Consider the following 24854-nt stretch of genomic DNA (forward strand, 5'->3'; position numbering starts at 1 on the left):
TCAAAAGGCAATTTTGAACCTACCTAATGCCTAATAGAGTCTTGTTGGCAACAATGACACGTGCTCAACACTGGGGAAACTAGTCTAGGGTAACCGCTGACCACATATTTCAGAAAAGGGCTGTAGTCTGCATTTCTTATCAAGTTCTTGACAGTTCGTTCCTATAGTAAAGCTATCCCAAGGAAGAGGAATAGACCGATGACTTTAGAAGTTCTGCCTATTCCAGCACCAGCACAGTTTGAACGTGCTTTGGCGCTGCCTGCACAATCCCGTTGGCTGGGTCTGTATTGGGAGCCACAACTGGGGTATCCCTGCTACACCGATGGCCAGACAGTGGGCACAGTAAATCTGCAAGGATGGCAATTATTTTGCCAACATCCAGAGATACAACCCCGCCTGTTGTCCTATCAACTGACGGCAGGGGAACGGGCGCCCCGGCATGGATTGCTCTTCGATCGCCAACATCGCCGTCTATACGTTGGTGAGCTAGAACGCATCCAAGAGTATTTACAGCATCCAGTTGCCCTAGAAATTTTAGAGCCACTGACGCCAAGACATCGCTTTTCCCTAAAGGAGGGTTGGCAGTTCCTCAGGGAGAAGTGGTTGGTGGGGCTAGCTCTCGTGTTGTCGGCAATCGTGGGAGTGGGTGTTGTGCGTACGGCTGGAGAGTATGTTCACGAGGTGTTTGAGGAGGTCTTTGACGATTGATCCAATGGCCAAAATCAAGTGTTCAATAGGGCAATAATCTCATGGCTAATGGCGCGCAGTTGGTTTTGTAGATCTTCGCTAGGCAAATTGTTGCCACTAAAAACCCCCTGACCAATACTACTGAACCGCCACTGCTCACTCATATAGCTAAACCCCACGATGTCTAGACCAATGGCACGGCGCTGGGGAGAGTCTGGATCGCAATAGAGGCGGATTTGCAGGAGCAAACTGCGGGCTTGCCAGCGGCGACTCCAGCCCGGTAGGTGAAAACCAATGTCAATTGAATCGGGATCCACTAGGTTGCGGGTATGGGGGTCATCGGCCCAAGGGTGCAGGTCTGCCCGCAGATCCGCATTGCACTGCTTAAAGAGGTGGACGATCGCCCCCAATTTGCTGGCCATCTGCACGGTCACTGCCTGCTCTGCTGCATTCACCGTCATTCTCTCCGCAACACCTTTGTTCCCAAGGTTAGCGAGGGGAAACCGCTTGATCAACTCTGGCAGTGGGGAGGGAGGTTAAGGGTCGTTCCAAACGGGGTTGTCCCACAGAGTAACTCAGGGCATAGCTTTGCACCAAGAGCCAAAACCAAAGTTGTGGTGCCATGGGTTCTAGCCACGGTTGACAACGGCGCACCAAGGGGGGCAGCCAAAAGCCAAAGAGGGCATGGTACAGGGCATCCAAGCTAAAACTGAGATAGCTTTGCAGCCAACGCAGCAGATCCCCAACCCCCACCATTTCGTAGATCCACCAAAGGAGGCCGGGGTTTTGCCAAGCAGCTCGCAGTGCCATACGGTTAAAGGGCAGCCAACCCGCACGGTCTTTGATAAAGCGATCGGCCAATTCGGGGGATTCTTGTCCGAGGATGCCAAAGAAGGTGTTGAGCATGGCATTGACGCGCTCTGGGGGCAGGGGGCGATCGCTGGGCACCATCATTCCCCGCGAAAAGAGCCATGTCACCGCTGTATTGCTCTGATAAGCGCGAATTTGGTTGAGAAATTGCTTTTGCACAAGGTCATGACGCAGGGCGGTGTCCAGTAGATCCGTCAAGCGGGGCAGGTTGCGCACCAGCGAGCCAAAGCCAGTAAATACTAAGGGGGATTGCAGTGAGGCGGCATCACCAATGGCCAAGACGCGATCAAAGGCCACGGTGCGATCGCTCCGGTGGTGGCTAAAGTAGCCGGGGATGTAACCAAACGTCGGCTTCACCCAAGTCAGTTGATCTAAATCGCAGCGGCGGTACTCCGGCAAGATCGTAAAGAAGTCTTCGTAGAGTTCCAGCAAAGAGCCGGGAAACTCTGGCTGAATGTGGTGATAGTGAAAAAGATAAATCGTGCGCTCTTCCCCTGCCCCCGGAAACAGTTCCCAAATGAGTTGCCGTCCCCGCGAAATATCACCGTGGCTAAAGAGCACATCGCCATAATCGCCATCCCAAACTTGCGGGGCAATGCCCTTGACGATCGCCCCCACCGTCGGACACACACTATCGTAGGCACGACCACCGTTCAGTTGACGAGCAATAGGGGAGGCAGTCCCCATCGCATCCACGAGGACACGGGCGATCGCCTGTCGCTGTTCTTGGGTCTGGCGGTGCTGAGTTTGCAGAACCACGCCATTGGGATGAATCGTCGCTGTCTGAAATTCCGTCCAATCCCAAATCTCACCCCCCGCTTGGCGCAGTTTCTCACCGCACAGATGCAGGAATTTGGCCGAGTCAAGGGCAATATTCAGAACCGTCGGGGTGTGCAGTACGGGTGCCCGACAATGGGGAGGACTAGTGGCATCAAAGAACTTGTTAAAGCCATCGCGGTACTCGCGGGCAATCAGGCTTTCAAACTCCGCAGTCGTAAACAAGCCCAGATCAATCAGACTCTGAAATTCCATGCGGGAGATATTCCACTCCCGATTCATGCGGCCAAAGGGCAACCGCTCGATCACCAGCACTCGATAGCCCAACCGCGCCATCACCGCTGCGTGGATCACCCCCAAGGCACCCCCCACATAAACTAGGTCATAGCGAGGGGGATCACAGGGTGTCGTTGCAGTGTGCAAAACTGGAAGCGGGGGCGTGGGCTGTTGTACCCCTTGGCGCCAGCGTTGCTCCCACCAATAAACCCGCTCTAAATCCGCCTCACCTTGGGGCATGCGTTGGAAGTATTTCACGGTCAGCGGATAGCGATCGACCAAGGCTTCAAAAATTGTCTTGCCAGCCGGCCAAGGGGGAAGCGCCTCAGGTTGCAGTGGAAAGGCCAAACGCAAATGCTGTTGAAGGTGTTGGAGACAGGCCCGCTCCTGGGGGAAAGGCCGCTCTCCCCAGCGCATCACCTTGAGGTATGTGGTTCGCTGCAAGCTCCACAGGAAAATAGCCAGTTCCGTGGGGGCCTCAGGAACCTGCCAGCAACCCCCGCTTGGTTTTGGCGCAATGGTGCCAATGTGCGGCTCAAAGGTGTGGTGCAGCCAGTGAATCACCGCTGCGGTATCGGGAGTGGGCACCTCAAGGTATAACAGTTCTTGCATTTTGTTTCAAAAGTCCGCTAAGGAGCTTGACAAGGGCGCAATTTGGCGTAAACTGCACTGTACTAAACAGTTTAAGAGAGTTTACGGTTTCTCAGAATTACCCTGTTGCCCTATGCATTATCCCATTCCAAGGAGTCTCGAAGAAATAGCAGCCCTCAGCCAGCAGCCTGTCAGTGAAGAGGTGGTGGCGGCAGCGATCGCCGGCGTGATTACGATTTGCCGTGCGGAAGGTCACAGTCTAGCGCAGGTTCAGGAATGGGTGCTTGCGGAGGACGATCTGCTAGATCGCAAAACCCGCCAATGGCTGAGTGAAGCGGTGGCAATGGCTTGGTCAAGCGTTGAAACCTTGGCAGTGACGACTGGCCGTGAGGGCGATCGCTAGGGCATCGGCAGCGTCATCGGGCTTGGGCAGCGTGCTGAGATTGAGTTCCCGTTGCACCGCCTGTTGAACGTCTATTTTCGCGGCATTGCCATAGCCAGTGAGGGCTTGCTTCACTTGGGGAGGGGTGAATTCCATGAGGGGACAGTGCAGTTGACTCAGGACTAAAAGAATCACGCCCCGCGCTTGAGCAACCACAATCGTATGGCTCATTTTGTAGAAAAAGAGGCGCTCCAAAGCCACTAAATCTGGTTGGAGGGCAAGAATTAACGTGTGCAGATCGCTGTAGAGACTCTGGAGGCGATCGCCCACGGGCATATCCGCAGGAGTGGTAATCACACCAAAATCGCACACTTGGCAGGTGTTGCGCTGCACCTCAATACAGCCGTAGCCAAGGGTAGCAAGGCCGGGGTCTAGGCCAAGGATGCGCACAGGTTCTAGATCGCGGTGCCGGTCAACAGATCCAAAATTGGTTTTGCCATCCAGTTCAACCCCACCTTCAGTTGATGTTCGAGGGTGGGCATGCGGTAGAGGTAGGCCAGTCGCCGTGCCAAGTAGGCCAGAGGGCCATCGAGGGTCAGTCCTAGCCCTGCCAAGGCGGCGCGATCAGTTCCGAGGGTGAGCATTTCACCGAGATGGGAATAACGACAGGGCAGTAGCGGGCGATCGCTCAGACTGGCCCAGAGATTCCAAGCCGCATAATCCGCCTGTTGAAAAGCTGCCTGTGCCGTATGGGGAATGGCTTGGCCTTGCTCATCCACGGCATCCGCAGCATCCCCAAGGGCAAAAATCTCTGGATGATCAACGACTTGCAATGTGGGCATCACCTGCAGGCGCCCCGTGGAGGTTTTGGGCAAATCAAGGGCAGCAATCACGGGTGAAACGGCTGTACCGACCGTCCATAGGACAATATCAACGGGCAGATCATCAACGCGGTCTTTGTATTGCAGGGAAATCTGATCCGCAGTGACAGCAACCGGGGTTGTTTCCAAATCAATCCAAACGCCCCGCTCTTCAAGGGCACGCAGAGCTGCCTTGCGATTAAATTCTGGAGAAGACTTGAGAATCTCGGTGTTGCGATCCACCAAACGAATGCGCCCGCGGCTGCCCAAGCGCTCCGCTAGTTTACAGGCCAATTCCACGCCACTAGGACCAGCACCGACCACCACCACGCGGATGCGATCGCGATCAGAGCGCTCCCGCCGTTGCAACGCTTCTTCGAGACGGTAGGCATCACTGAGGGTTCGGAAGGTCAAGGCATACTCTGCAACACCGGGAATGCTGTTTTTAGGGGTTTCCCCCCCCAAGGCAAGGACAAGCTTGTCGTAGATGAGCGGGGTGCCCTCGGTCAAGTGTACCGTTTTTTCCTTGAGAGCCACAGCGCTCACGGTTCCCTGATGAAAGACGACCGGGGTCTCCTTGAGCAACTCAACAAAGGGCGGGGCAATTTCCCACGCCTGTAGCTCCCCTGTAATTAATTCGTAAAGGAGGGGAGTAAAGACAAAGCGATCGCTCTGATCAACAAGGGTAATCTCTGGAGGCGCAGACCAAGGAAATTGGCCAAGGCGGAGGGCGGTATAAAGCCCGCCAAACCCCCCACCTAGAATACAAATTTGGCTTTTCACCGCTGATTCCGTCATGATGCTATCCCCCTCAGTATAACTTGCGCCTTTGAGAGGTCAGCAATTTGGGGCACGGCTCGGGTCTCGTGGATAGCTGGTTCTGGCAGTAAGGGGCGATCGCGCCGCAGCCAAATCGCTTGCAGACCAGCACCTTGGGCACCGAGGACATCATCCTCCCAACTGTCACCAATGTGCCAAACCTGAGAGGTCGCATAGGGGGTCACCGCCCGCTCAAAGATCAGCCGATTCGGTTTCGCCGCCCCCACCTCACTGGAAATCCACACCTCCTTGAAAAACGGCGCTAACCCCAAGGCCTCTAGCACCCCATAGAGACGGCTATCAAAATTCGACACCACCATCAGAGGAATGCCCTGAGCTTGCCACTCCTTCAACGCAGGCAGGACATCGCTATAAAGCAACCAAGGCTCAGCCGTGGCATAGTAGGCAAAGACAGGGGCAAAAAAACGATCAAAATCCGCAAACTGATCCAAGACGCCCGCGCGGCGAAATGTCTCTGCCGCAACCCCTTGCCACCACCGCAATTCTGCCTCTGCCCGTTGTGCAGCCTCAAGATCAGGGAAAGCGCAGGGCGGGGCAGCCCTAAAGGCCTTAAAGAAGGCCACATCTAATGCGGCTGAATCAACCTGAACCCCGACTTCCGCCGCAAAGCGACCATAAACGGTACCCACGGATTCCCGTAGGCCAAAGAGGGTGCCGACCGCATCGAGGGTAATGAGTTGGGGCGGATCAAGCGGGGGCATCGGAACTGGCATCTACAGCGGGTGGGGGAGAGGCCTGCTGGGCACGGCGCTTGCGTTCTTGCTCCACCAGTTCTTTCATTAGACTACGAGCCTGATTGATTTTATCGAGGTTGCTGCGGTAGAGTTCGAGATCCCGCTTGACTTTCTCGATGGGCAGCTTAATGACGGGAGCCAGTTGATCCAGTGTCTCGTTGAGATTCGTTGTCAGATCCCCCGCCAGCTCCTCAAGGAAGGCATACAGTCCCACCGCATGGAGGCGGCTATATTTGCCCTCGTGGTTGAGGCTGCTGAGGGGGGCACTGGGTTGACCACTGTTGAGTTCATCGAGGATTTGACTCAAGGGGCGGCCTTGGTACTGTTGCCAACTGGCGGCATCCTCCTTAAGCTGTTGCGGGTTCATTTCCTCAGCCCCGCAGAGGGCATGGAAAATACTGGCGCGATCGCCCTCAGGCTGATACCCCTCCATAAACTGGTCAAAGGCGGTCACGACCCCAAGGGCAAATAGGGGAGAGTAGCGAAAATCTACATTGACGCGCAGCAGGTGGATTTCGACCAGCAGTTCTTCAATAAAGCGGCGGTAGATCGAGTGAATCGGTCGCCTGTGAGCCGCATAAAAAGCGCGTTTGGTATCAGAGACAGTTCGAGGATTTTGCACAAGCTCTGCCGATATTCGTTAAAAAATGTCATGATTCTTTACTATTATCCCCCATTGTGCTCCCCCAATCAAATATGCCGCCTGAGCTTGCCTTAGCCATTGGCCAATTCAACAGAGGTGAATTCTATGCCTGCCATGACACCCTCGAAGCCCTCTGGTTAGAGGCCAGTGAACCTGAGCGCACGTTTTACCAAGGTCTGCTACAAATTGCCGTGGCCTGCTATCACCTGAGTCGGGGCAACCAGCGGGGAGCGATTTTGCTGTTGGGGGAAGGGCGGCGTCGCCTTGAACAGTGTGATCCAGACTTTTGCGGCCTAGATTTGACAGCCTTTTTGACGGCAGTGGCGGCGTTACAGGCGCAGCTTCAGACCCCCCTTGACTCAGAGCCAAAAATTCAGTTGCATCTTGGCGTTGTTAAATCCCTCGATCAAGCCTAGACCCCGACAGCCCTTAAAACTCAAGCTCATCCTCTTCAGACGCTTCAGCAATTGGGATGTCTGGACTTTCTCCCTCATCGGGTAAGCGAATAACCACCCCGTTAAAGAATCGTGCCAGTTTTTCGGCAGATTCACGCACAGGATCCGGGTCAGTGGTGAGAGGGGGCGGGGGTGGAGTAGGGGTTGGTTCTATGGGGGGTGGCGGTGGTTCTTCCCGTGGTTGAGAGGGAATGACGACAGCGGAGTGCGGCGGCTCCTTAGCTTTTGGCGCAGGCGTGGTTTTGTGGGGTAGGGGGGCAATCTCAAAGGCAACTTTGATGCGGCGGCCTAGAACTTGGGAAAAGGCGGCTTCAATTTTGGCTTGGTTATTCTTCGTCAGATTTAACAGTGTTTGATTAACAATGCCGATGTGCACCTCGCGATCGCTCATTTGTCGCAGGTGACCATGTTGCGAGAGCAGAGCATAGGTACTCATTTGCATCTGTTGTAAGAGCTGTAATGCTTGGTGCCACACCTCTTCAGGATTCTCGGCTGGTGCTTCAGTGGCTGGCTCTGGTGGAAGCGTTGGTGCAACAGGGTCTTTAATTTTTTGAACCGGTTTGGCCTGTGACTCAGATTCCTTGGGAGGCGGTTCTGGGGTCTTAGCAGGCGCAGCTAGGGCTTGGGGTTCGGCCTTAGGCGTTGGGACGCTCCTGAGTTTTGGATCAGCGGTAGGCGTTACTGGCGTTGCAGCAGGCGGTGGAACCGTCTCTGTGATCAGCCCCAGAATACTAATTTCCAGCCAGAGACGGGGTTGATTGCTCTGTTTGACTTGACTTTCACAGGTGCGCAGATGTTGTTGGGCGTGCAGAATTTCCTCAACTGACCAGGCCTCAGCAAGGGTAATCAGTGCTTGCCATGTTTCCGCTGTCAGGGCTACCAAGTCCTGCCGTTCAGGAGCTGTCTTGGCCAAGAGCAGATCGCGATAGAGGCTGGCCAGATTTTGCAAAATCGTCAGCGGATCGCGACCCCGTTCCAGTAATTGGCGGGTGTGCTCAAGAACCGCCACCGCATCCTGACGGGCGATCGCCCCCAGCAATTGCCGCAGATCCTGTTCTGGTACTGCCCCAGCCAGTTGCCATACATGTTCTACCGTGATCCGTTCAGGATATAAGCTCAACTGATCCAGCAAGCTTTCAGCATCCCGCAGTCCCCCTTGGGACAATTGTGCCACCAGGGTCAAGGCCTGCGGCTCAATGTCAATTTGCTCCTTATCGGCAATGTGCTGAAGGTGGGCAACCATCTCCCCTAGGGGAATCCGCCGAAAATCAAAGCGCTGACAGCGGGAAATAATTGTTGGCAAAACTCGCTGCGGATCTGTGGTGGCAAGGACAAAGACCACATGGGGCGGCGGCTCCTCTAGGGTTTTGAGGAGGGCATTGAAGGCCGACACACTGAGCATGTGGCATTCGTCAATCACATAAACTTTGTAGCGACACTGTACTGGGGCAAATTGTGCCTTCTCAATCAGTTCGCGAATGTTGTCCACCCCGGTGTGGCTGGCAGCATCAATTTCAATCACATCTAAGCTAGTGCCATTGGCCACCTGACGGCAGACCTCACACTGGCCACAGGGATCGGGGGTAGGCTTGGGAGTCCTCAGGCAGTTGAGGGACTTGGCTAAAATACGGGCACTAGAGGTTTTACCCGTGCCGCGAGGACCACAAAAAAGATAGGCAGGGGCAATGCGCTCCTTGAGTAGGGCTTGGGTAAGCGTGGTGGCGATCGCCCCTTGACCCACTAGATCTGCAAAGCGTTGGGGACGATATTTGTGATGCAGGGGTTCGTAGGTCACTGCTGGGCTGCAATGGATATGCCAGAAGACGCTGGTGGGTAAATGCCGCGCATGTTATTCTAACAGGCCAACGATGGCCATAGGCTCACCCCCTGATGCGCCTGCGATGGAACCAGCCCTAGGATCTAAAACCAGCCTTTTTTGCTAGCAATGTATGTTCTATGAAATTCTTCATCACTTTTGGTCAGGTAAATAATGCCCTCAATGATGCCAATGATACTCATGACAGGGGCAAGCAGGCCACAGGTTAAAAGACTCACCAGTAGCATGATCAAGCCCTCCGTGTTGTAGCCAAGCACAAACTTGTGAATGCCAAAGGCACCCAAGAGAATACCGCAAATGCCGGCTGCAATTTTTTCCCTGAAATATCGGAATTCGAGGTCATGGTTCCTTCCCCAATGGTTATTTTTGATACAGCGCGATCGCGCCCTCTTGGCCTACATCCTTCAGGGTTTCAGGGGGACTGTCAAGGGGCAAGTAGGCAGTTTGTTGATTGACGTCGAAGGTCAGGGTCAGGTTTTAAGCAGCAGCGACCCAATCAGCAAGGGGTTCCCAGCGCACAGTGCGATCGCCCCCCACTTCCACCACCACTTTGAACTTCGGTAGGGTTTGGGTTAACTGTGCCAAGTAGGCAAATTCCTGCCTTGAGAGGCGCTTGCCATCAATCAGCCAAAGCACCAGTCCCTTGGCATTGGGGGGCAGGTTTTCCAAGTGGTAGGTCACTAGGGGGGGCTGGAAATAAACGCGAATGTCTTCCTTGCCCGTGTGAGCCGGACGAATCCCGTGCGCTTGGGTCAGGTAGGCTGCTAAATCCCCCAAACCCGGTGCGCTCATGTGCAAGGTGGTATAGCCCTTGGAACGCAGTCGCCGTTGATAGCGACCCTCAAAGCCCCCCTCCGGCGGAACAAAGAGTGCCAGTGCCCCCGCCGATTCTAAATCTTTGACAAATTGATAGCCAGCCAGCAGACCCATAGATCTTTTCTCACAGGTTTTAGCATTCCATCCAGCACTTTATCATGGTCATTCCTACAGCGGGTATGCCTAAGTTAATAGCAGGGCAAATAGCCCACATAAGGCAATACCATCAAAGACACCCGCGCCACCAATACTCAGCACTCCCGCCGACATCCGCTCAATTTCCCGTAGGTGGAGTAAATCTGCACCAATCAGGGTTCCCAGCACACCTCCAGCAAAGGCAATGGGTGCCGCCGCTACGCCTCCAGAAATCAAAATGGCTGTCATTGCTGCTGTCAGGGGCGCGACCAAGGCATTCATTTGAATACCAATCCCCGGTACCACCTGAGCAGAGTAGTAACTGACAGCGGCCACAATTGCCGTCACCAAGAGAATCGCCAAGGGACTGACGCGGGTAAATTGATAGAGGGCTAGCACCGTCGGGATCAAGCCGCCCCCCACATTCAGTGCCACAATCGTCTTTTGCTCAATTTTGCGCAGGGGAATGCCCCAAAACCGACTTAACCAGAGTGCCTCAAAGTCGGGAACAATGGCCACCGTGGAGACCCGCTCATAGAGGGGGATATTAATCGTGCTGCCGAGAATCACAAGCAGCAGTAGCACTGAGGCAGCAGTGGGTGAAAAGCCCAACTTGGCAACGGCCACTTGTACAGCATCAAGAGCGATCGCTAGCCAAAGGAAAGGCAGCGACAGTAACAGCAGCACAAAAAGTAGAGCAGTAACAGGCAGATAAATCATAGGAATTGGCGATCACGTTAAACTTGCGAGGATTCTTGGGGCAGTGCCGCAAGGGCTTCCTTGAGGGCTTTAGCCAAGGCGATCGCGGAAGGATAGCGATCGGGCAACAGAGGAGCCGTAGCACGGTGCAACACCTGTTTCAAAGGGAAAGGAATCTCTGGGCGATCCGAAACATCAAGGCGATGAAAGCCATCACGGTGGTGATAGAAACGCATCGGACTATCCCCCAACAGCAGAAAGGCTAGGGTTGCGCCCACTGCAAACAGATCCGACTGAATGGTGGGTTTGCCCATCATCTGTTCCGGAGCACTGTAGCCCTCCACGGCAATGCGGGTGCCACCGGGGGAATGCCCCAGTTCTTTAACCGCCCCAAAGTCAATCAAAACAATTTGGTTATCCCGCGATCGCACCAGGAGGTTACTGGGTTTGAGATCCCGGTGAATCACGGGTGGATCCTGATTGTGCAGATAGTCCAAGACACCGCAGGTTTGAATCATCCACTGCACCGCCTGAGGAATTGGCACCGTGCCATTGCGCAGTACCCAGCGCTCTAGGTCAATGCCATGAATGAGTTCCATGACCAAATAGCTTTTGCCATCTTCCACGAAAAAGTCATAAAAGCGGGGAATCCCTGCATGGTCAAGGAGCTGTAAGATGCGAGCTTCCCGTTCAAAGAGTTCCTGTGCCTTTTCATTGTCCTCCATATCAGACCGCAGTTCTTTGAGAACCCGCACCTCTGGAACCTTGCCAGTCCATCCCCCGGGGGGTTGCGCTTCACAGGCCAAGTAGGTTGTGCCAATGCCACCATGCCCTAAAAGGCGCAGGATGTGATAGTTGCGTACGGTGCGCTGCACATTGAGGGGTTGACCACAGTGAATGCAAAACAGATTCCCTGGCATATTACCGGCATGGGTACACTCACTGAGGGTGGGCGCACTGCGGCGAAAGGTTTGCTCATGGAATTCAAGAATTGGGCCTGTGGGTCCTAGCTGAATGAGACTGCCACTGGCAAGTTTGCTCTCGTCAACAAGGCGACCATCAACAAACGTCCCGATCGCCCCCAAACTTTTGAGATACCAACGCCCGATATTTTCTGGATCCCGATAGCAAGACAGTTCAGCGTGATAGCGACTAATGAGAATATCATTGAGAATCACATCATTGTCTGCGGCACGGCCAATACGAATAGTCGTTTTAATCGGGAAACGCCATGTTTTGACCGGAGTGCGTTTCCAAGGATCTAACAGGTGCAGAATAATCACGGGTGTGGAACTGCCACAGCAAACTCATCGAGATTTAGCCTATTTTCCTACACTTTGCCGATGTCTGCAGTGTTTTGCAATAAATCATAAACAGCTCAAGATGCCAAGGCTAACTGTTCTAACTGAGCATGCAGCCTTATTTTAGACTGTCTATCTGGCTTGGCAGTGCGCAATTGTTTATGAAAGAGACTATAGTCTTGGATTTCTCACTACTGCCAAAGCGTAGTACACTAGGGGTAGTGCTGGTGTAGCTCAGTTGGTAGAGCAACTGACTTGTAATCAGTAGGTCGTCGGTTCGAGTCCGACCATCAGCTTTGATCCACTTTCACTCATTTCAGCACAATAGGGCTTGTCCCTTAGGCCAAGCGTTGCTGCCGACAACAGGTCTATCATGATCAAGGAAACGATCGCGCCACCTCTGCCATGCTTGTCTATTGCACCCGTCCCTACTGTCGTTGTCCCCAAAACGATGTTCCAGACTTAGACAACCCCAACAAACGGTACAGTCGTGTGGCTGAACGCTTTTGTACGGCCTGTGGGATGCCCTTGATTCTACGGGGACGATACGTTGCAGAGCGGGTTCTGGGTCAGGGGGGGTTTGGGGCGGCCTATCTAGCGCGGGATTTGGATACCCCCGGTCGGCGCGAATGCGTGATCAAGCAATTTCGCCCCAACGTCTCCGATCCCCAGAGTCGGCAAAAAGCTCAGGAACTCTTTGAGCGGGAAGGGCAAGTCCTTGAGGAACTGGGACAGCATGCCCAAATTCCCGACTTGCTGGCATTTTTTGCTGAAGAGGTTCCCAGTGCCAATGGCCAAGGAACAGAACAGTATTTCTACTTGGTGCAGGAATATATTGACGGCGAAACCCTCGAAGATGAACTGGCTCAAAAGGGATGCTTTAGTGAGGAAGAGGTGCGGCAGGTGCTGCGGGAACTCCTACCCGTGTTGCAGTACGTCCATGACCACGGCTCGATCCACCGTGACATTAAGCTCTCAAATATTATGCGCCAGCACCCCAGCAAGACAAAGTTTCCCGGCCAAGGGCGGCTCTATCTGCTGGATTTTGGTGCGGTGAAGCAGATTTCCCAAGCGGGGGGACAGCAAGGACACTTTACGGGTATTTATACCCAGTACTATGCGCCACCGGAACAAGCACGGGGGGAACGGGTCTATCCCAGTTCAGATCTCTATGCCTTAGCAGTGACTTGTATCATATTGCTGACCGGCAAAGATCCCAGTGAGCTATTCGACGCCTATAACAACCGCTGGCATTGGCATTCCTATGCCCAAGTCAGTCCACAACTGCAAGCCATTCTAGATCGCATGCTACAACCTGCTCCTAGCGATCGCTACCAATCAGCGGCAGAGGTCTTAGCGGACTTAAATGCTTACTCTACCCCCGCCCCACCACCGCCCCCACCGCCACAACCAGTAACAGTAGCACCCCCTTCCCCGCCACCCGTAGTGTCACAACCGGCACCCCCTCCTTCACCTGGACCGGTGACGCCACCGACCAGCACACCACGTCCGAAAGCAAAACCGCCCCGCCAGCCTGCGCCTCCCTTACCGGCATTGAAAATTCTCATTGGTGCTGGCTTTACGGGCTTTGAAATGACGGCCTTGGGGTTGATGATTTTTAGTTTGATGACCGCTTGGCAGTTGCCTGTTGGTGTGAGTGCGGGGTTGATTGGTGCTCTATTTGCCTTTTTGGTGTTTTTGCAGTACAAACGCTGGATTGAACACTGGGAGCAGTTGATCATTGCGGTCATTTCAGGGGCAGTTCTTTTTTTTGTCCCCCTCTTGCAAGCAGGCCTAGGGGGTGTGACAGCGCTGCTCATTTGTGGTTTAGTGGGGTTGGGTTGCATGGTTATGGGCAACATTTTTTTGCTGATTTACAATATCTTGGCGCGGTTGCTGTAGGAGCGGGGCAATGCAGTTAACGTGGTTGGAGAGCAATACTTGGTTGTGGGAGTTAGGTTATACGCGGATTTTGGTTGATCCGTGGTTTGTCGGGGCACTGACTTTTGGCAACACGCCTTGGCTGTTTCAGGCGGAGCGATCGCGCCCCTGTGCCATGCCGACTGATGTGGATGTCATTTTGCTTTCCCAAGGGCTACCGGATCACTGCCATGAACCTACCCTCCGCACCTGCGATCGCGCCCTACCGGTCATTGCCTCCCCCAGTGCCGCCAAAGTTGCCCAGGGCCTTGGCTTTGAAACAGTGATTGCCCTTAGCCCCCACCAAACCTACACGTACCGCGATCTCACAATTCAAGCCACGAAGGGCGCTAGTATCGGCTCTCGTCAACAGGAAAATGGTTACGTTCTGCGCTGGGGCACTCAAAGTCTCTACTATGAACCCCACGGCTGTCATGATTTGTGGCTGCGCACCTACGGCAAGGTGGATGTGGTGATTACGCCGCTGTTGGATGTCTGTTTACCCGTGGTGGGGGCGATTCTCAAGGGGGGCAAAACGGCATTGGAATTGGGGCAATGGCTTCAGCCCAAGGTGATGATCACCACCGCTGGCAATGGTACCCTCCGTCTTCAGGGATGGCTACCGCGACTGCTCTCGGTCAAAGGCACCCTTGAGGAACTGCAAGTGTCGTTTCAGCGGCTAGGCCTCAACACTCGTTTGGTGGAACCAGTAGCCTACACTCCCCTTGTTCTTCTGGCTGAGCTCTAGGGATGCGACGCTGGCTACGGCCTTTGATTCTCTTTTGGCAAGAGGTAATTCTTCTACTTCAGGACAATCAGCGGTTTTTGCAGTTGCTCAGTCAGATTGAGGGAATCGCGACTCGGGTGCTGGCGATCGGGATGCTGCTGGTGGTCATCGTCGCCATTATTGATTTGGGGCGGATTCTGACCGTGGAGCTATTCTCACCCCCCTTGGGACAGTTTAGCCTTGAACTGGTGAAAATCTTTGGCCTCTTTCTCAATGTGCTTGTGGCTCTGGAGATTCTTGAAAATATCACCGCCTACCTGAAAACCCACGTCTCGTCGCAAATCGTTGAGCTAGTAATTGTCACGTCTCTAATTGCCATTGCCCGTAAAATTATCATTCTGGATATTGGCCAACCGGAAACGGTGGCAAAGCTCTTGGGGCTGGCGATCGCCATCTTGGCCTTGTCTGCCAGTTACTGGATTGTGCGTCGCCTAAACTACCGGCGGCGTCCCTGAGGGATAGACCTGCTCGCGGTAGGCTTGTGCCTGTTCTAGGGTTGTTTGCAGCCGCTCCCAGTCCTCCTGCTCCACTTGGCGAATCAGATCATCAAGGGTGGCACGGTAGTGAATCAGGCAGTGGCGCAACGCCGCGCGGTTATATTCCGCCATCATCCGTCCCAACTCTGGATTGCCGCCGCCAACACGGCTGGTATCGCGAAAGCCGGAGCTAGCCAACTGCTGGGCAAGCTTCCGAATCGGCTCATTGGCTTCTTGGGCATTCGCAAGAATCAGTGCTGCACTCACGAGGACAGGAAGGTGGGAAATCCAAGCAACAGCGCGATCGTGATCCGAGGGGGTGGCATAGAGTAGCTTGGCACCGAGATCATTGACCACACCAGCCACACAGTCAATGGCCGCACTGTCAGTGTAGAGGGTTGGGGTGAGAACATAGGGGGCATTCTCAAAGAGATGGGCTTGCGCCGCTTCAATGCCGGATTCTGCGGTACCGGCCATCGGGTGCCCACCGACATAGCAAGGCCAGAGTTTTTCGAGGGCGGGGACAATTTCTCCTTTGACGGATCCCACGTCTGTCAGCACTGTTTCTGGACTGAGGTAGGGGGTAATGTCCAAGGCGACACTGAGAATGCTGCCAATGGGGGGACAGAGAAACACCAGATCAAGGGCACGCAAAATTTCTGGCTCCGTACTGCCCCAGTCAATGGCACCCTTGGCGATCGCCCGCTCACAGGTTTCCGTCCGCCGACTCAGCCCAACCACATAGTGCCCCTTTGCCCGCAGATCAATGCCCAGTGAACCACCAATGAGTCCCAGCCCGACGATGCCAATCCGCAGCATAGTGCCCCTAAACTTGAATACTTTTACGATTGTGACATTGATTCTTGTTCTGAGGGACATTCCCCTCCTATGCAGATTTGTGCTTTGGATTCACAGCCAGAGGGGGGGGCTTCGATACAATCAGAAATGAATCTGTTGCGCTTTAGGCCACCAATGATGAAACGCCTTGCCCATTTGCTTCAGCAGACCCTCAAATGCTGCCTTGGCCTTGCCCTTGTTTGGTGCCTCAGTAGCGGTACACCGGTGTGGGCAGCAGCAGCTCACCATAGTTTTGTGGCAGCCGCAGTGGAGCGGGTTGGCGATGCGGTTGTTCGCATTGATACCGAACGCACGATTGTGCGCCCAGCGGATCCCCTCTTGAGTGATCCCTTCTTTCGCCAATTTTTCCCCGGTTTAGCCTTGCCCCCTCAAGAGGATCGGCTGCGGGGTCAGGGGTCGGGGTTCATCATTGATCCCAGTGGCATTGTTATGACCAACGCCCATGTGGTGAGTCAAGCAGATACGGTAACAGTGCGCCTCAAGGATGGCCGCGTCTTTGAGGGCGAGGTGCGCGGCGTGGATGAGGTATCTGATCTAGCGATTGTCAAACTCAAAGGGGTCACCGAACCACTACCCACTGCGCCCCTTGGCGATTCCAGTGACGTGAAAGTGGGGGATTGGGCGATCGCCGTCGGGAATCCCCTTGGCCTTGATAACACCGTCACATTGGGCATTGTCAGTACACTCCACCGTTCCAGCGCCCAAGTGGGTATCCCCGATAAGCGCCTTGATTTTATTCAAACGGACGCGGCCATCAACCCCGGCAACTCTGGGGGGCCGTTGCTCAACGAAGAGGGAGAAGTGATTGGCATTAACACTGCCATTCGTGCCGATGCCATGGGGATTGGCTTTGCGATTCCAATTAATAAGGCCAAAGCGCTGCAAGAACGCCTGATTCGCGGTGAAAAAATTCAACACGCCTACATTGGCATTCAAATGACCACCTTCACGCCAGCAATGGCCAAGGAAAACAATGCTAACCCCAACTCACCAGTGATTCTGCCAGAGGTCAATGGCGTTCTTGTCCTGCAAGTGTTGCCCAATACACCGGCGGCAAAAGCCGGTCTGCGCTGGGGGGATGTGATTACAGCCGTGGATGGGGAACCGATTACCAGTGCCGATCAGTTGCAGGGGATTGTTGATAGTGCTGCTGTGGGGCAAGTTCTCAACCTGACCGTTCAACGGGGCGATCGCAGCCAACGGATTGCGGTGCGGACAGCGGAGTTGCAGGGAGCGGCTTAGGATGCCCTTGGGGCTACTGCTGCTGTGGCTCTTTGCCCTTGCCACCCGCTTTTGGGGGCTGACTCGCTTTCCCACACTGGTATTTGATGAGGTCTATTTTGCCCGCTTTGGCCACAACTATCTCGCCGGTGTTCCTTTCTTTGATGCCCATCCGCCTTTGGGAAAATACCTGATTGCCCTGAGCATTTGGCTGGGGGGCGGCTTTCACCCTTGGGGCTATCGCTGGTTGAATGCCCTGATGGGATCACTGATTCCCATAGCGGTGGCAGTGTTGGCCTATCTCCTGACGCGGCGATCGCGAGTGGCACTGTTATCGGGACTCTTTATTGCCCTCGATGGCCTCTTTTTGGTGGAGTCCCGCTATGCTCTCATCAATATCTCCCTTGTCCTTTTTGGGGTGGTGGCACAGATTCTCTGGTTGTGGGGGCTGCGCTACCGAGGAAGGGGGCGATCGCTCTGGCTGATGGCCGCAGGTGTTGCCTTTGGCGCCTGTGGGGCAGTGAAGTGGAGTGGCTTGGGATTCCTGTTGGGGGTAGGGCTTTTCTGGCTTCTCCAGCAGAGGTTACCGCTGCCTGCTGAATGGAAGACCACTTACCAGTGGTGGCAGATGTGCCTGCTACTCCCCGTTGTCGCCTTTGTGGTTTATACCCTGCTCTGGCTACCCCATCTCCAGTTTCATCTCCACCAGAGCCTACTTGACCTCCATCGCCAAATGTTTAACTTTCATCGCAGTGTTGCCAGTACTGCCCATCCCTACTGTTCGCCGTGGTGGTCTTGGCCGCTCTTGCTGCGCCCCATGAGCTACTTTTTTCAGCGGGTGCAAACCCTCAGTGAACCCGTGCCGGTCATTGGCCCGCCCCTACCACTGGCAGATACGCAATGGGTTTATGCCGTCTATGCCCTCTTTAATCCCCCCCTGCTGTGGCTGGGCACCTTGGCCACGGTGGCTCTTGTCCCCCTTAGCTTGACCACAACCGCAGGTCGTTTTGTGCTCTTAAACTATGCTGCCAATCTCTTGCCCTGGGCACTGGTGAGCCGCTGTGTTTTTATCTATCACTACCTCCCCGCTGCCCTCTATAGCTTTATGGCCTTGGCCTTGGTCTGGGAAGCCAGCCGCGATTGGGGAGTTTGGGCACGCTGGGCACGCATTGCCGTCCTCGGGGTGGTTGTTGGGGGCTTCCTCTACTGGCTGCCCCTTGACTTAGGACTACCCCTGACGCCCCAAGACTTTTTTAGGCGGATGTGGTTGCCGTCTTGGATTTAGGACTATCCTAGGAGTTGTTTAACAGTGGCAATGAGTTCTGCAGGATCAAAGGGTTTGGTGATGTAGGCATCCACCCCCTGCTTTTTACCCCAGTGAATATCAAACTCTTCGCTTTTGGTGGTGCACATGATCACGGGCACACTTTGGCAAGCCGCTTCACCCTTAATCCAGCGGCACAGTTCGTAACCATTCATGCGCGGCATCACCACATCCAGAATCACCAAATCAGGACATTGAGCCTTGATCTTTTCTTGGGCTTCGATACCATCCTCGGCCTCAACAACGTCATAGTTCTGCTCTTTCATCAGCTGAACAATCATTGCCCGCAGGGTGGGGCTGTCATCAACAATCATAATTGTAGCCATACAGTTTTATATGTGCCGCTGATCGGTAAAGGGTATCGCTCCTATTATGCCCATTGAACAGCACTTAGCGACAGAACCGAGAGGGGTTTAAGGGGGACCGTTTTGTAAAAGGCTCTGAAAAAGGGCTATCAATTCTTGGCTGCAGTCCGCCACCGTACGGGGAAAGGGGCGATGCTGTCGCCATGAGGCGGGGAATTGTTGCCACAGGGCAAGGAGGGTGGGTGTTCCAAGTTCAGCAGCAAGGGTCGGCCACTGCCCAAAGACATGGGAAGCACGATCGCTCACCACTACATGACCATTGGCCAAAATCATGATCCAGTCGGCCCAGCCATAGGCAAAATCAAGATCATGGGTGGCAATCACAATCGTGGTTCCCTGCTGGTGAATGTTCTCTAGGGCCTGCTCCAGTTGCTGCCGCTGCTGATAGTCGAGATAGGTGGTGGGTTCATCGAGCAGTAATAGCGTCGGTGCTAAGGCCATTACTCCAGCCAGTGCCACCCGCCGTTTTTGCCCCAAACTCAAATGATGCAGGGGGCGATCGGCAAGCTCCACTAAATCAAAGTCCTCTAGGGTTTGGTACAAACGCGCTTCGATTTCGGCGGTGGGTAGGTCTAAGTTGTACAGCCCATAGGAGATGTCCTCCGCCACGGTGGCTGCCACCAGTTGCTGTTCGGGGTCTTGAAAGGCCAAGCCAATGCGTTGACGCCACTGCCGCAGTCGCTCTGGTTGATGGACGAGCCGTTGCCCTTGCCAGTAAATTTCACCGCGATCGCGCCGATAGAGGGCCGCTGCCAGATAAAAGAGCGTTGATTTGCCTGAGCCATTCAGCCCCAAAAGGGCAACTTTCTGTCCCGCCTCTAGGGTAAAGGAGCAGTCTTGCAGCACGGGGGTAGTGGTATTGGGATAGCGAAAGCCAACCTGATGAAATTCCAGTAGCGGCACAGACATCTCAGGTGATTGCATTCAGCAGAATGAGGGCACCGCCACCAATGACGATTTCAAGGCCATAGCGTTGCGAATAGGCATAGGACTGGGGACGCAATACCCGAAACTGCCCCTGAAAGCCACGACTGAGCAGGGCAAGGTTCACCTGTTCATAGCGGTACAGAGACTGCTGCAGGAGTTGAGCCGCCAACAGGCTCACACTAACGAGCCAGCGCGATCGCCGTTGATAGCCGCCCCGTGCCCGCTGCGCCAATTGCAGCGTGAAAGCGGTTTCTAAGAGGGTGAAGATATAGCGGTACATCAACATCAGAATATCGAGGATGAAATGGGGAACCCGCCAGCGTTCGGCCACACTCAACAGGGCTGGAAAGGGGGTCGTCAATAAAATCAATAGTAAACAGGTGCTGGCAACCATTGTCCGCAGTCCTAGGGTTAAGCCTTGGTGCAATTTCTCGGCACTGATAAAGAACGACCAGCCCATTAGGGAGATGTCACTGAGAACCACTTGCCCCGAAGCCCGTAAAGTCTCCGTCGGGATGATTTGTACCACTAACCCCGGCAAACTCACCAGCCAAAACGCAGCAACTGTGGCTAAGAGGGTGAAATAAACCCGCCACGGAATGCGGGCATAGCCGAGAATCCAAAAGCTCAGCCACAGCCAAAGCAAACTCTGGACAAGGGGGCGAGCAAAAAACGTCAATAACAGGCTGGCGATCGCGAAAATCAGCTTTTGTTCAGGATGCAGATGCCGCAGACCATTGGTATAGGCATAGGTATCGAGGTGATGGTGCATTGACTGCTCAGGACTGTTGCGATTTTGAGGCGGCGGCTGCCTTTTGGCGATGGCGTTCGCGGTACTGACCCAAGATAAACCCCATGACCCCTGCACCCAATGCCGCTTGAAGGGCAAAAAGCAGTGACTCGACTTCGGCGCTGGGGGGTTCAAACAATGGCTCTGCCCAAGGTTCAAAGTCTGGCGCCACCTCGCTAATTAACGCTTCGGCTTGGGCATCGGCACCTTCAAAGTCACCCTTAACCAGCAGGAGGGGAAGTGTACTTAAGAGAATTGCGCCGCCCAATAGGAACGCCACTGTTTTTTTATTCATTGGATTCCCCTCCAGGCAAGAGTTTTAAGGTTTGCAATTCTGCTGTGCAGTACGTGGTCAACCAGTTCCACACCAACACCGTGAGTAACCCTTCACTGATCGCTAGGGGAATCTGCGTCACAGCAAAGAGCGCCGCAAACTTGGCAAAAGCCGTCGCCACCCCACCCATACTATCGGGAAAGGCCAATGCCAATTGTAAAGAAGTCACCGAGTAGGTGGCCAAGTTACTGATCAGAGCAGCACTAAAAATCGCGATCGCTGGCTTAGTCGTGGCACGGGACATCCCCCAATAGGTCAACCCAGCCACCCAAGGTCCCACCACCGCCATCGAAAAGCCATTAGCGCCTAGGGTGGTCAGGCCGCCATGGGCAAGGAGCAGGGCTTGAAAGAGCAGCACCAATGTTCCCAGGACGGTCATCAGCGGTGGCCGAAAGAGAACTGCCCCCAAGGCAATCCCCATCGGATGGGAACAACTACCGGTGACCGAGGGAATTTTCAACGAGGAGAGCACAAAGGCATAGGCACCGGCTAAGGCAATCAGCAGGGTTGACTCTGGTTGCTGTTGAATCTGTTGTCGCAGTGCCCATAGTCCCCATGCCAAAAAGGGTAAAAAAACCAGCCACCAGCCCACTGCCCAGCCAAGGGGCAAAAACCCCTCGCTAATGTGCATCGCCAAGGCGGGGTGAGGACTCGCGACCACGAGATACGCGCTCAGAAGGGCGATCGCCCCAAAGGAGCCATATCGCTTCGCTTGGCTACGTTTGATCATTGAGACATTCCTAAACCTAAGTGCGCCTATTCTAGTGCGCAACCAGTAACTTGCCTATGCCCAGTGGGGGCTGCAACCGATATTAGAAACAGCCATCCATGCTCAAAAATTCACGCAGTGCCAAGACTGTAAGGCTGGAATTTGCATAAATTTTGATGTAGTCGGTATAACAGGATGAAGTCTAATGTCATTATTGAATCGTAGGTACTGTTGCTATGTTCCCAGGGGGGAGTTGTCATGAGTGAACTGACTGCCTTTGGTCATTCCTTGAGTAGTGGCTATGAAGTAGTGGTGATCAAACCGCAGTCCCTCAGTGATACGACCCTGATCGTTCAAGCGCTGCGGGCTGACAAGGCAGTGATTCTCAACCTAGAGCACCTCGATGTCACCGAGGCACAGCGCATTTCTGATTTTGCCGCTGGTAGTACCTATGCCATCAATGGCCATCAATCGCGCCTTGGGGATGGTGTCTTTCTCTTTACGCCCAACGTGATTAATATCCAAGAATCCACAGCAGCACCGACACCCGCTGGACTGGCCTAAGCCGTTCATGAATCCTGCAGATCTGCTCACCGTCAGTGAGTGTCAAGAGATTGATCAACTGCTCTTACCGGCCGCAGATCGCTTTGCCATTCGAGTAGCGGTGTATGCCCAGCGCTATCTGCGAGCTAAGACAGAGGGAAACCCCCTCGAAGCCCTAACGGAAGCCCAAGTCTATGAACTCGTTGCTGCCGATCCCCAGTTGCAAGCGGAGGAGCAGCGCCAAGGGGGGTTTATGACGTGGTACGGCCAAATTCTGATCAGTGCCCTCAAGCAACTGCGGCAAATTGCTGCAAGGGAGGGGGTGCCCATTGCTGAGCTAACCGTTTCCCAGATTAGTTGCTGGTTTCAGCAGCAGTGTCAGGCACGCTTGCGATCGTCCCCGCCGTCACCTTGAGAATTTGGGCATGCTTGCGCCAGGGGGTGGCAAAGGGGGCAAGGTGGGTGGTGGTAATCAGCGTTTGGTAGCGATCGCCCATCACCTCTAATAAAATTCCCTGCCGCTGCAAATCCAATTCGGCGAGGACATCATCCAACAACAAAAGGGGAGTGTCGCCCACCACACTTTCCACAAGAGCCAGTTCCGCCAGTTTCAGCGCCAATACCAGCGTGCGCTGCTGCCCCTGGGAAGCAAATTGACGGGCACTTTGCTCATTGAGGCAAAAGCCCACATCATCACGGTGCGGTCCCACCAGACTGGTTTTTTGCAGCAGTTCAATGGCGCGGCGAGCGGCCAAGGCCTCATTAAAGGCAGCCACAATCGCTTCAGAGGTGCCATCCCCAAGGGGCACATGGCTCTCATAAGTCAAGGTGAGTGTCTCGCGATCGCCACTCAACACGCGATGCCACTCCTGAGCCAAGGGCGCCAAGCGTTCAATGAGGCGCTGTCGGCGACGGATAATGCGGGTGCCATTGATCACCAATTGCTGATTCCATGCCTGCCAGAGGGCCTCATCCCATCCTTGGCTGCCGGCCTGCTTGAGGAGAGCATTCCGTTGGCGCAGGGCTTTTTGGTAGGTTTGCAGCAGTTGGCTATAGAGGGGTTCCAATTGCACCAAAATCCGATCCAACCAGTTGCGGCGAATGGCCGGTGTGCCCCGCACTAGTTCCAAATCCAAGCAGGAAAATTCCACTGCATTGAGTTGCCCCAGAAATTCCGCCGTGCGCTTAACAGTACAGCCATTCACCCGTAGGACACGGCCTGCGAGCGGTCGCAAACTCACCGCCAGATCAAGGGGGATGCCTTGGCGCTCTAGGGTGGCTTCAATTTGGGCACTCTCTTGTCCCTGCTGAATAAGGTCGCGATCGCGATGGGTGCGATGGGATTGCAGTGTGGCCAGCCACTCCACAGCCTCTAGCAAATTGGACTTGCCTTGGGCATTGTCCCCAACGACGATGGTTTTTGGCGCAGCAAACGTCACCGATTGCTCGCTGTAGTTGCGAAAGTGGCGCAGATGGAGTGATTTGAGAAACACTTAGCAGCCCTTACCAGCCCCAAGTCCCCGGTGTCCCCTTAAACGGGCCGACAATGTCCGGAGTAATCCAGCCGCCATAGAAGCCCCCCGGTTGCGGAATCACCACTACACCATCCACGGTGCATTCATCCATCAAAGCAGCATAGAAGGCAATGTAGTTGCAGATTGGCGCAAAAGCAGGGGTAGGTTTGGGATAGTACCAAGCTGCATTATCCGCTTGGCGATCGCCCACCTTGACGTGGTAGTAGGCGCCTTGTCCTTTCCACTCGCAAAAGGTTTGCCGTGCTGAGGGCAGCAGATACTGCGCCTGTACATCCTCTGGCGGAAAGTAATACACTGGGGGATGACTGGTTTCTAATACCCGCTGTCCCCGCTGGGTGTCGGCAATCACCACACCATTAAAGACCACCCGCAGGTGTTTTGAGGTGGGTTCAACACGGGGCGGACGGGGATAGTCCCAAACCGATTCTTGGCCGGGGGCAGGGGGAATCCGTTGCATCGGGTTTCAGTTCCTCAACACTCTTCCTTGACGGTAACAGCTATGGCTCAAGCTTGGGAACTGGTTTGTCGCTCCACCAAGCCCTGTTCAATGGCCAGTCGCACCAGCTCAGCCCGATTGTGAACCGCTGTTTTTTGAAAGAGGCTACTGACGTGCTTTTCAATCGTTCGGGCGCTCAAGTGCAGGCGATCGCCAATCTGGGCATTGGAGAGTCCCGCCACGAGTAACCCTAGCACTTCCTTTTCCCGTTGGGTGAGATCAACGCTGAGGGTTCGTGTTTTCGGCACTGCAAAGGGCTGCTGTCGGTGCTGCCACTCCATTTGTACCAGTTGTGCCCGATCGAGTAGATTACGCACCACCGCTGCCAACTCATTGAGGTCAAAGGGCTTGGAGAGATAGACATCGCCCCCGGTGCGATAGGCACGAATCCGCTCCTCCAGTTCTGTGCGTGCGGTGAGGTAAATTACCGGTAGTAAGCGCAATGAGGGATGCTGGCGCACCTGCCGCACCAACTCATAGCCATTCATGTTGGGCATGGCAATGTCCGTAATCAGCAGATGGGGCTGATAGCGGTGGATCATTTCGAGGGCTTGGGTACCATCTCCCGCCGTCAGACAACAGTACCCTTCGGATTCCAAAAAGCGACTCACCGACAGGCGGATGCCGGGATCATCATCGGCAATGAGTACCGTGAGGGACATGGGA

The 24854-nt window shown here is 54.5% G+C and carries 30 protein-coding genes and 1 tRNA gene; 11 read left to right on the plus strand and 20 right to left on the minus strand.

Annotated elements, in window-relative coordinates; all coding sequences use genetic code 11:
- Positions 1-198: 198 nt before the first annotated feature.
- Positions 199-708: a hypothetical protein gene (locus M0646_RS12550; RefSeq protein WP_149821360.1), complete on the plus strand. Its 510-nt coding sequence runs from the start codon at positions 199-201 to the stop codon at positions 706-708.
- A 14-nt stretch (positions 709-722) separates the two neighbouring features.
- On the opposite strand, the gene M0646_RS12555 is transcribed toward M0646_RS12550, so the two are convergent.
- Positions 723-1148, minus strand: coding sequence for a hypothetical protein (locus M0646_RS12555; protein ID WP_255451674.1), 426 nt, complete (start codon positions 1146-1148; stop codon positions 723-725).
- A gap of 28 nt (positions 1149-1176) precedes the next feature.
- Positions 1177-3222 (minus strand): NAD(P)/FAD-dependent oxidoreductase, encoded by a 2046-nt coding sequence (locus tag M0646_RS12560; protein WP_286625956.1) that lies wholly within the window; start codon positions 3220-3222, stop codon positions 1177-1179.
- A 112-nt stretch (positions 3223-3334) separates the two neighbouring features.
- Here M0646_RS12560 and M0646_RS12565 point away from each other — a divergent pair, with 112 nt between their 5' ends.
- Complete coding sequence (locus M0646_RS12565) at positions 3335-3604, plus strand: hypothetical protein (protein ID WP_149821364.1); 270 nt, start codon at positions 3335-3337, stop codon at positions 3602-3604.
- Here M0646_RS12565 and ruvC read toward each other — a convergent pair.
- From ruvC to psb29, 4 genes are read right to left on the minus strand one after another with little or no spacing between them, the layout of a single operon-like run.
- Positions 3554-4033 carry a crossover junction endodeoxyribonuclease RuvC gene (gene ruvC, locus M0646_RS12570; RefSeq protein ID WP_149821366.1) on the minus strand — a complete coding sequence of 160 codons (480 nt, stop codon included), beginning with the start codon at positions 4031-4033 and terminating at the stop codon, positions 3554-3556. The genes M0646_RS12565 and ruvC overlap by 51 nt on opposite strands.
- A gap of 5 nt (positions 4034-4038) precedes the next feature.
- The gene (locus M0646_RS12575) at positions 4039-5241 is read right to left on the minus strand and encodes an NAD(P)/FAD-dependent oxidoreductase (RefSeq protein WP_286625957.1); all 1203 of its coding nucleotides are present in this window, start codon (positions 5239-5241) and stop codon (positions 4039-4041) included.
- On the minus strand, positions 5238-5984 hold the full coding sequence (locus tag M0646_RS12580) for an HAD family hydrolase (RefSeq protein WP_149821370.1): 747 nt from the start codon (positions 5982-5984) through the stop codon (positions 5238-5240). Before M0646_RS12580 ends, M0646_RS12575 begins: the two co-directional genes overlap by 4 nt.
- Positions 5971-6639, minus strand: coding sequence for a photosystem II biogenesis protein Psp29 (gene psb29, locus M0646_RS12585; protein ID WP_286625958.1), 669 nt, complete (start codon positions 6637-6639; stop codon positions 5971-5973). Before psb29 ends, M0646_RS12580 begins: the two co-directional genes overlap by 14 nt.
- Positions 6640-6713: 74 nt before the next feature.
- On the opposite strand from psb29, the gene M0646_RS12590 reads away from it, so the two are divergent.
- Complete coding sequence (locus M0646_RS12590; protein WP_286625959.1) at positions 6714-7076, plus strand: DUF309 domain-containing protein; 363 nt, start codon at positions 6714-6716, stop codon at positions 7074-7076.
- 13 nt (positions 7077-7089) lie between these two features.
- On the opposite strand, the gene M0646_RS12595 is transcribed toward M0646_RS12590, so the two are convergent.
- The 5 genes from M0646_RS12595 to M0646_RS12615 all read right to left on the minus strand — a co-directional run bounded on the left by M0646_RS12595 (position 7090) and on the right by M0646_RS12615 (position 11885).
- On the minus strand, positions 7090-8910 hold the full coding sequence (locus M0646_RS12595) for a DNA polymerase III subunit gamma/tau (RefSeq protein WP_286625960.1): 1821 nt from the start codon (positions 8908-8910) through the stop codon (positions 7090-7092).
- Between the two features lie 125 nt (positions 8911-9035).
- Positions 9036-9323 (minus strand): TM2 domain-containing protein, encoded by a 288-nt coding sequence (locus M0646_RS12600; RefSeq protein ID WP_315863191.1) that lies wholly within the window; start codon positions 9321-9323, stop codon positions 9036-9038.
- A gap of 106 nt (positions 9324-9429) precedes the next feature.
- Positions 9430-9882: a photosynthetic/respiratory NAD(P)H-quinone oxidoreductase subunit N gene (gene ndhN / locus M0646_RS12605; protein WP_149821379.1), complete on the minus strand. Its 453-nt coding sequence runs from the start codon at positions 9880-9882 to the stop codon at positions 9430-9432.
- 69 nt (positions 9883-9951) lie between these two features.
- Entirely contained in the window at positions 9952-10623 is a 672-nt protein-coding gene (locus M0646_RS12610) for a DUF1614 domain-containing protein (protein ID WP_149821381.1), read from the minus strand.
- Positions 10624-10640: 17 nt separating this feature from the next.
- On the minus strand, positions 10641-11885 hold the full coding sequence (locus M0646_RS12615; RefSeq protein WP_286649709.1) for a protein kinase domain-containing protein: 1245 nt from the start codon (positions 11883-11885) through the stop codon (positions 10641-10643).
- Between the two features lie 241 nt (positions 11886-12126).
- Here M0646_RS12615 and M0646_RS12620 point away from each other — a divergent pair.
- The 4 genes from M0646_RS12620 (at position 12127) to M0646_RS12635 (ending at position 15065) form a co-directional block, all read left to right on the plus strand.
- Positions 12127-12199: transfer RNA gene (locus M0646_RS12620), tRNA-Thr, on the plus strand.
- 109 nt (positions 12200-12308) lie between these two features.
- Entirely contained in the window at positions 12309-13805 is a 1497-nt protein-coding gene (locus tag M0646_RS12625) for a serine/threonine-protein kinase (RefSeq protein ID WP_149821385.1), read from the plus strand.
- Positions 13806-13815: 10 nt separating this feature from the next.
- Positions 13816-14571, plus strand: coding sequence for an MBL fold metallo-hydrolase (locus tag M0646_RS12630; RefSeq protein ID WP_286625965.1), 756 nt, complete (start codon positions 13816-13818; stop codon positions 14569-14571).
- 2 nt (positions 14572-14573) lie between these two features.
- A complete protein-coding gene (locus M0646_RS12635; protein WP_286625967.1) occupies positions 14574-15065 on the plus strand; it encodes a phosphate-starvation-inducible PsiE family protein in 492 nt (163 codons plus the stop codon).
- Here the strand turns inward: M0646_RS12635 and M0646_RS12640 are convergent.
- Complete coding sequence (locus M0646_RS12640) at positions 15042-15902, minus strand: prephenate/arogenate dehydrogenase (RefSeq protein ID WP_315863035.1); 861 nt, start codon at positions 15900-15902, stop codon at positions 15042-15044. The two genes, M0646_RS12635 and M0646_RS12640, sit on opposite strands and share 24 nt — an antisense overlap.
- Positions 15903-16058: 156 nt before the next feature.
- Here M0646_RS12640 and M0646_RS12645 point away from each other — a divergent pair, with 156 nt between their 5' ends.
- Both M0646_RS12645 and M0646_RS12650 read left to right on the plus strand, forming a co-directional pair.
- Positions 16059-17186, plus strand: coding sequence for an HhoA/HhoB/HtrA family serine endopeptidase (locus tag M0646_RS12645; protein ID WP_149821393.1), 1128 nt, complete (start codon positions 16059-16061; stop codon positions 17184-17186).
- Between the two features lies 1 nt (position 17187).
- Positions 17188-18450 carry a phospholipid carrier-dependent glycosyltransferase gene (locus M0646_RS12650; protein WP_286625971.1) on the plus strand — a complete coding sequence of 421 codons (1263 nt, stop codon included), beginning with the start codon at positions 17188-17190 and terminating at the stop codon, positions 18448-18450.
- A gap of 2 nt (positions 18451-18452) precedes the next feature.
- Here M0646_RS12650 and M0646_RS12655 read toward each other — a convergent pair whose 3' ends face one another.
- The 5 genes from M0646_RS12655 to M0646_RS12675 form a co-directional block, all read right to left on the minus strand.
- Positions 18453-18815, minus strand: a complete 363-nt coding sequence (locus M0646_RS12655) for a response regulator transcription factor (RefSeq protein WP_149821397.1) — start codon at positions 18813-18815, stop codon at positions 18453-18455.
- Between the two features lie 87 nt (positions 18816-18902).
- Positions 18903-19763 carry an energy-coupling factor ABC transporter ATP-binding protein gene (locus M0646_RS12660; protein ID WP_286649710.1) on the minus strand — a complete coding sequence of 287 codons (861 nt, stop codon included), beginning with the start codon at positions 19761-19763 and terminating at the stop codon, positions 18903-18905.
- Between the two features lies 1 nt (position 19764).
- Positions 19765-20553, minus strand: a complete 789-nt coding sequence (gene cbiQ / locus M0646_RS12665) for a cobalt ECF transporter T component CbiQ (RefSeq protein WP_286625974.1) — start codon at positions 20551-20553, stop codon at positions 19765-19767.
- Positions 20554-20560: 7 nt separating this feature from the next.
- A complete protein-coding gene (locus M0646_RS12670; RefSeq protein ID WP_149821403.1) occupies positions 20561-20866 on the minus strand; it encodes an energy-coupling factor ABC transporter substrate-binding protein in 306 nt (101 codons plus the stop codon).
- On the minus strand, positions 20859-21635 hold the full coding sequence (locus tag M0646_RS12675; protein ID WP_286649711.1) for an energy-coupling factor ABC transporter permease: 777 nt from the start codon (positions 21633-21635) through the stop codon (positions 20859-20861). Before M0646_RS12675 ends, M0646_RS12670 begins: the two co-directional genes overlap by 8 nt.
- 237 nt (positions 21636-21872) lie before the next feature.
- Between M0646_RS12675 and M0646_RS12680 the strand changes: the two genes are divergently transcribed.
- The gene (locus M0646_RS12680; protein WP_149821405.1) at positions 21873-22178 is read left to right on the plus strand and encodes a cell division protein SepF; all 306 of its coding nucleotides are present in this window, start codon (positions 21873-21875) and stop codon (positions 22176-22178) included.
- A gap of 7 nt (positions 22179-22185) precedes the next feature.
- Positions 22186-22572 carry a hypothetical protein gene (locus M0646_RS12685; protein ID WP_286649712.1) on the plus strand — a complete coding sequence of 129 codons (387 nt, stop codon included), beginning with the start codon at positions 22186-22188 and terminating at the stop codon, positions 22570-22572.
- Here the strand turns inward: M0646_RS12685 and recF are convergent.
- The 3 genes from recF to M0646_RS12700 are packed head-to-tail and all read right to left on the minus strand — an operon-like array spanning position 22511 to position 24850.
- Positions 22511-23650: a DNA replication/repair protein RecF gene (gene recF, locus M0646_RS12690; protein WP_149821409.1), complete on the minus strand. Its 1140-nt coding sequence runs from the start codon at positions 23648-23650 to the stop codon at positions 22511-22513. The genes M0646_RS12685 and recF overlap by 62 nt on opposite strands.
- Before the next feature lie 10 nt (positions 23651-23660).
- Positions 23661-24149 (minus strand): DUF427 domain-containing protein, encoded by a 489-nt coding sequence (locus M0646_RS12695; RefSeq protein ID WP_286625978.1) that lies wholly within the window; start codon positions 24147-24149, stop codon positions 23661-23663.
- Between the two features lie 47 nt (positions 24150-24196).
- Entirely contained in the window at positions 24197-24850 is a 654-nt protein-coding gene (locus M0646_RS12700; protein WP_286649713.1) for a response regulator transcription factor, read from the minus strand.
- Positions 24851-24854 lie beyond the last annotated feature (4 nt).

This window comes from Thermosynechococcus sp. B3 (assembly GCF_030323045.1).
In the GTDB taxonomy this organism is placed as follows: domain Bacteria; phylum Cyanobacteriota; class Cyanobacteriia; order Thermosynechococcales; family Thermosynechococcaceae; genus Thermosynechococcus.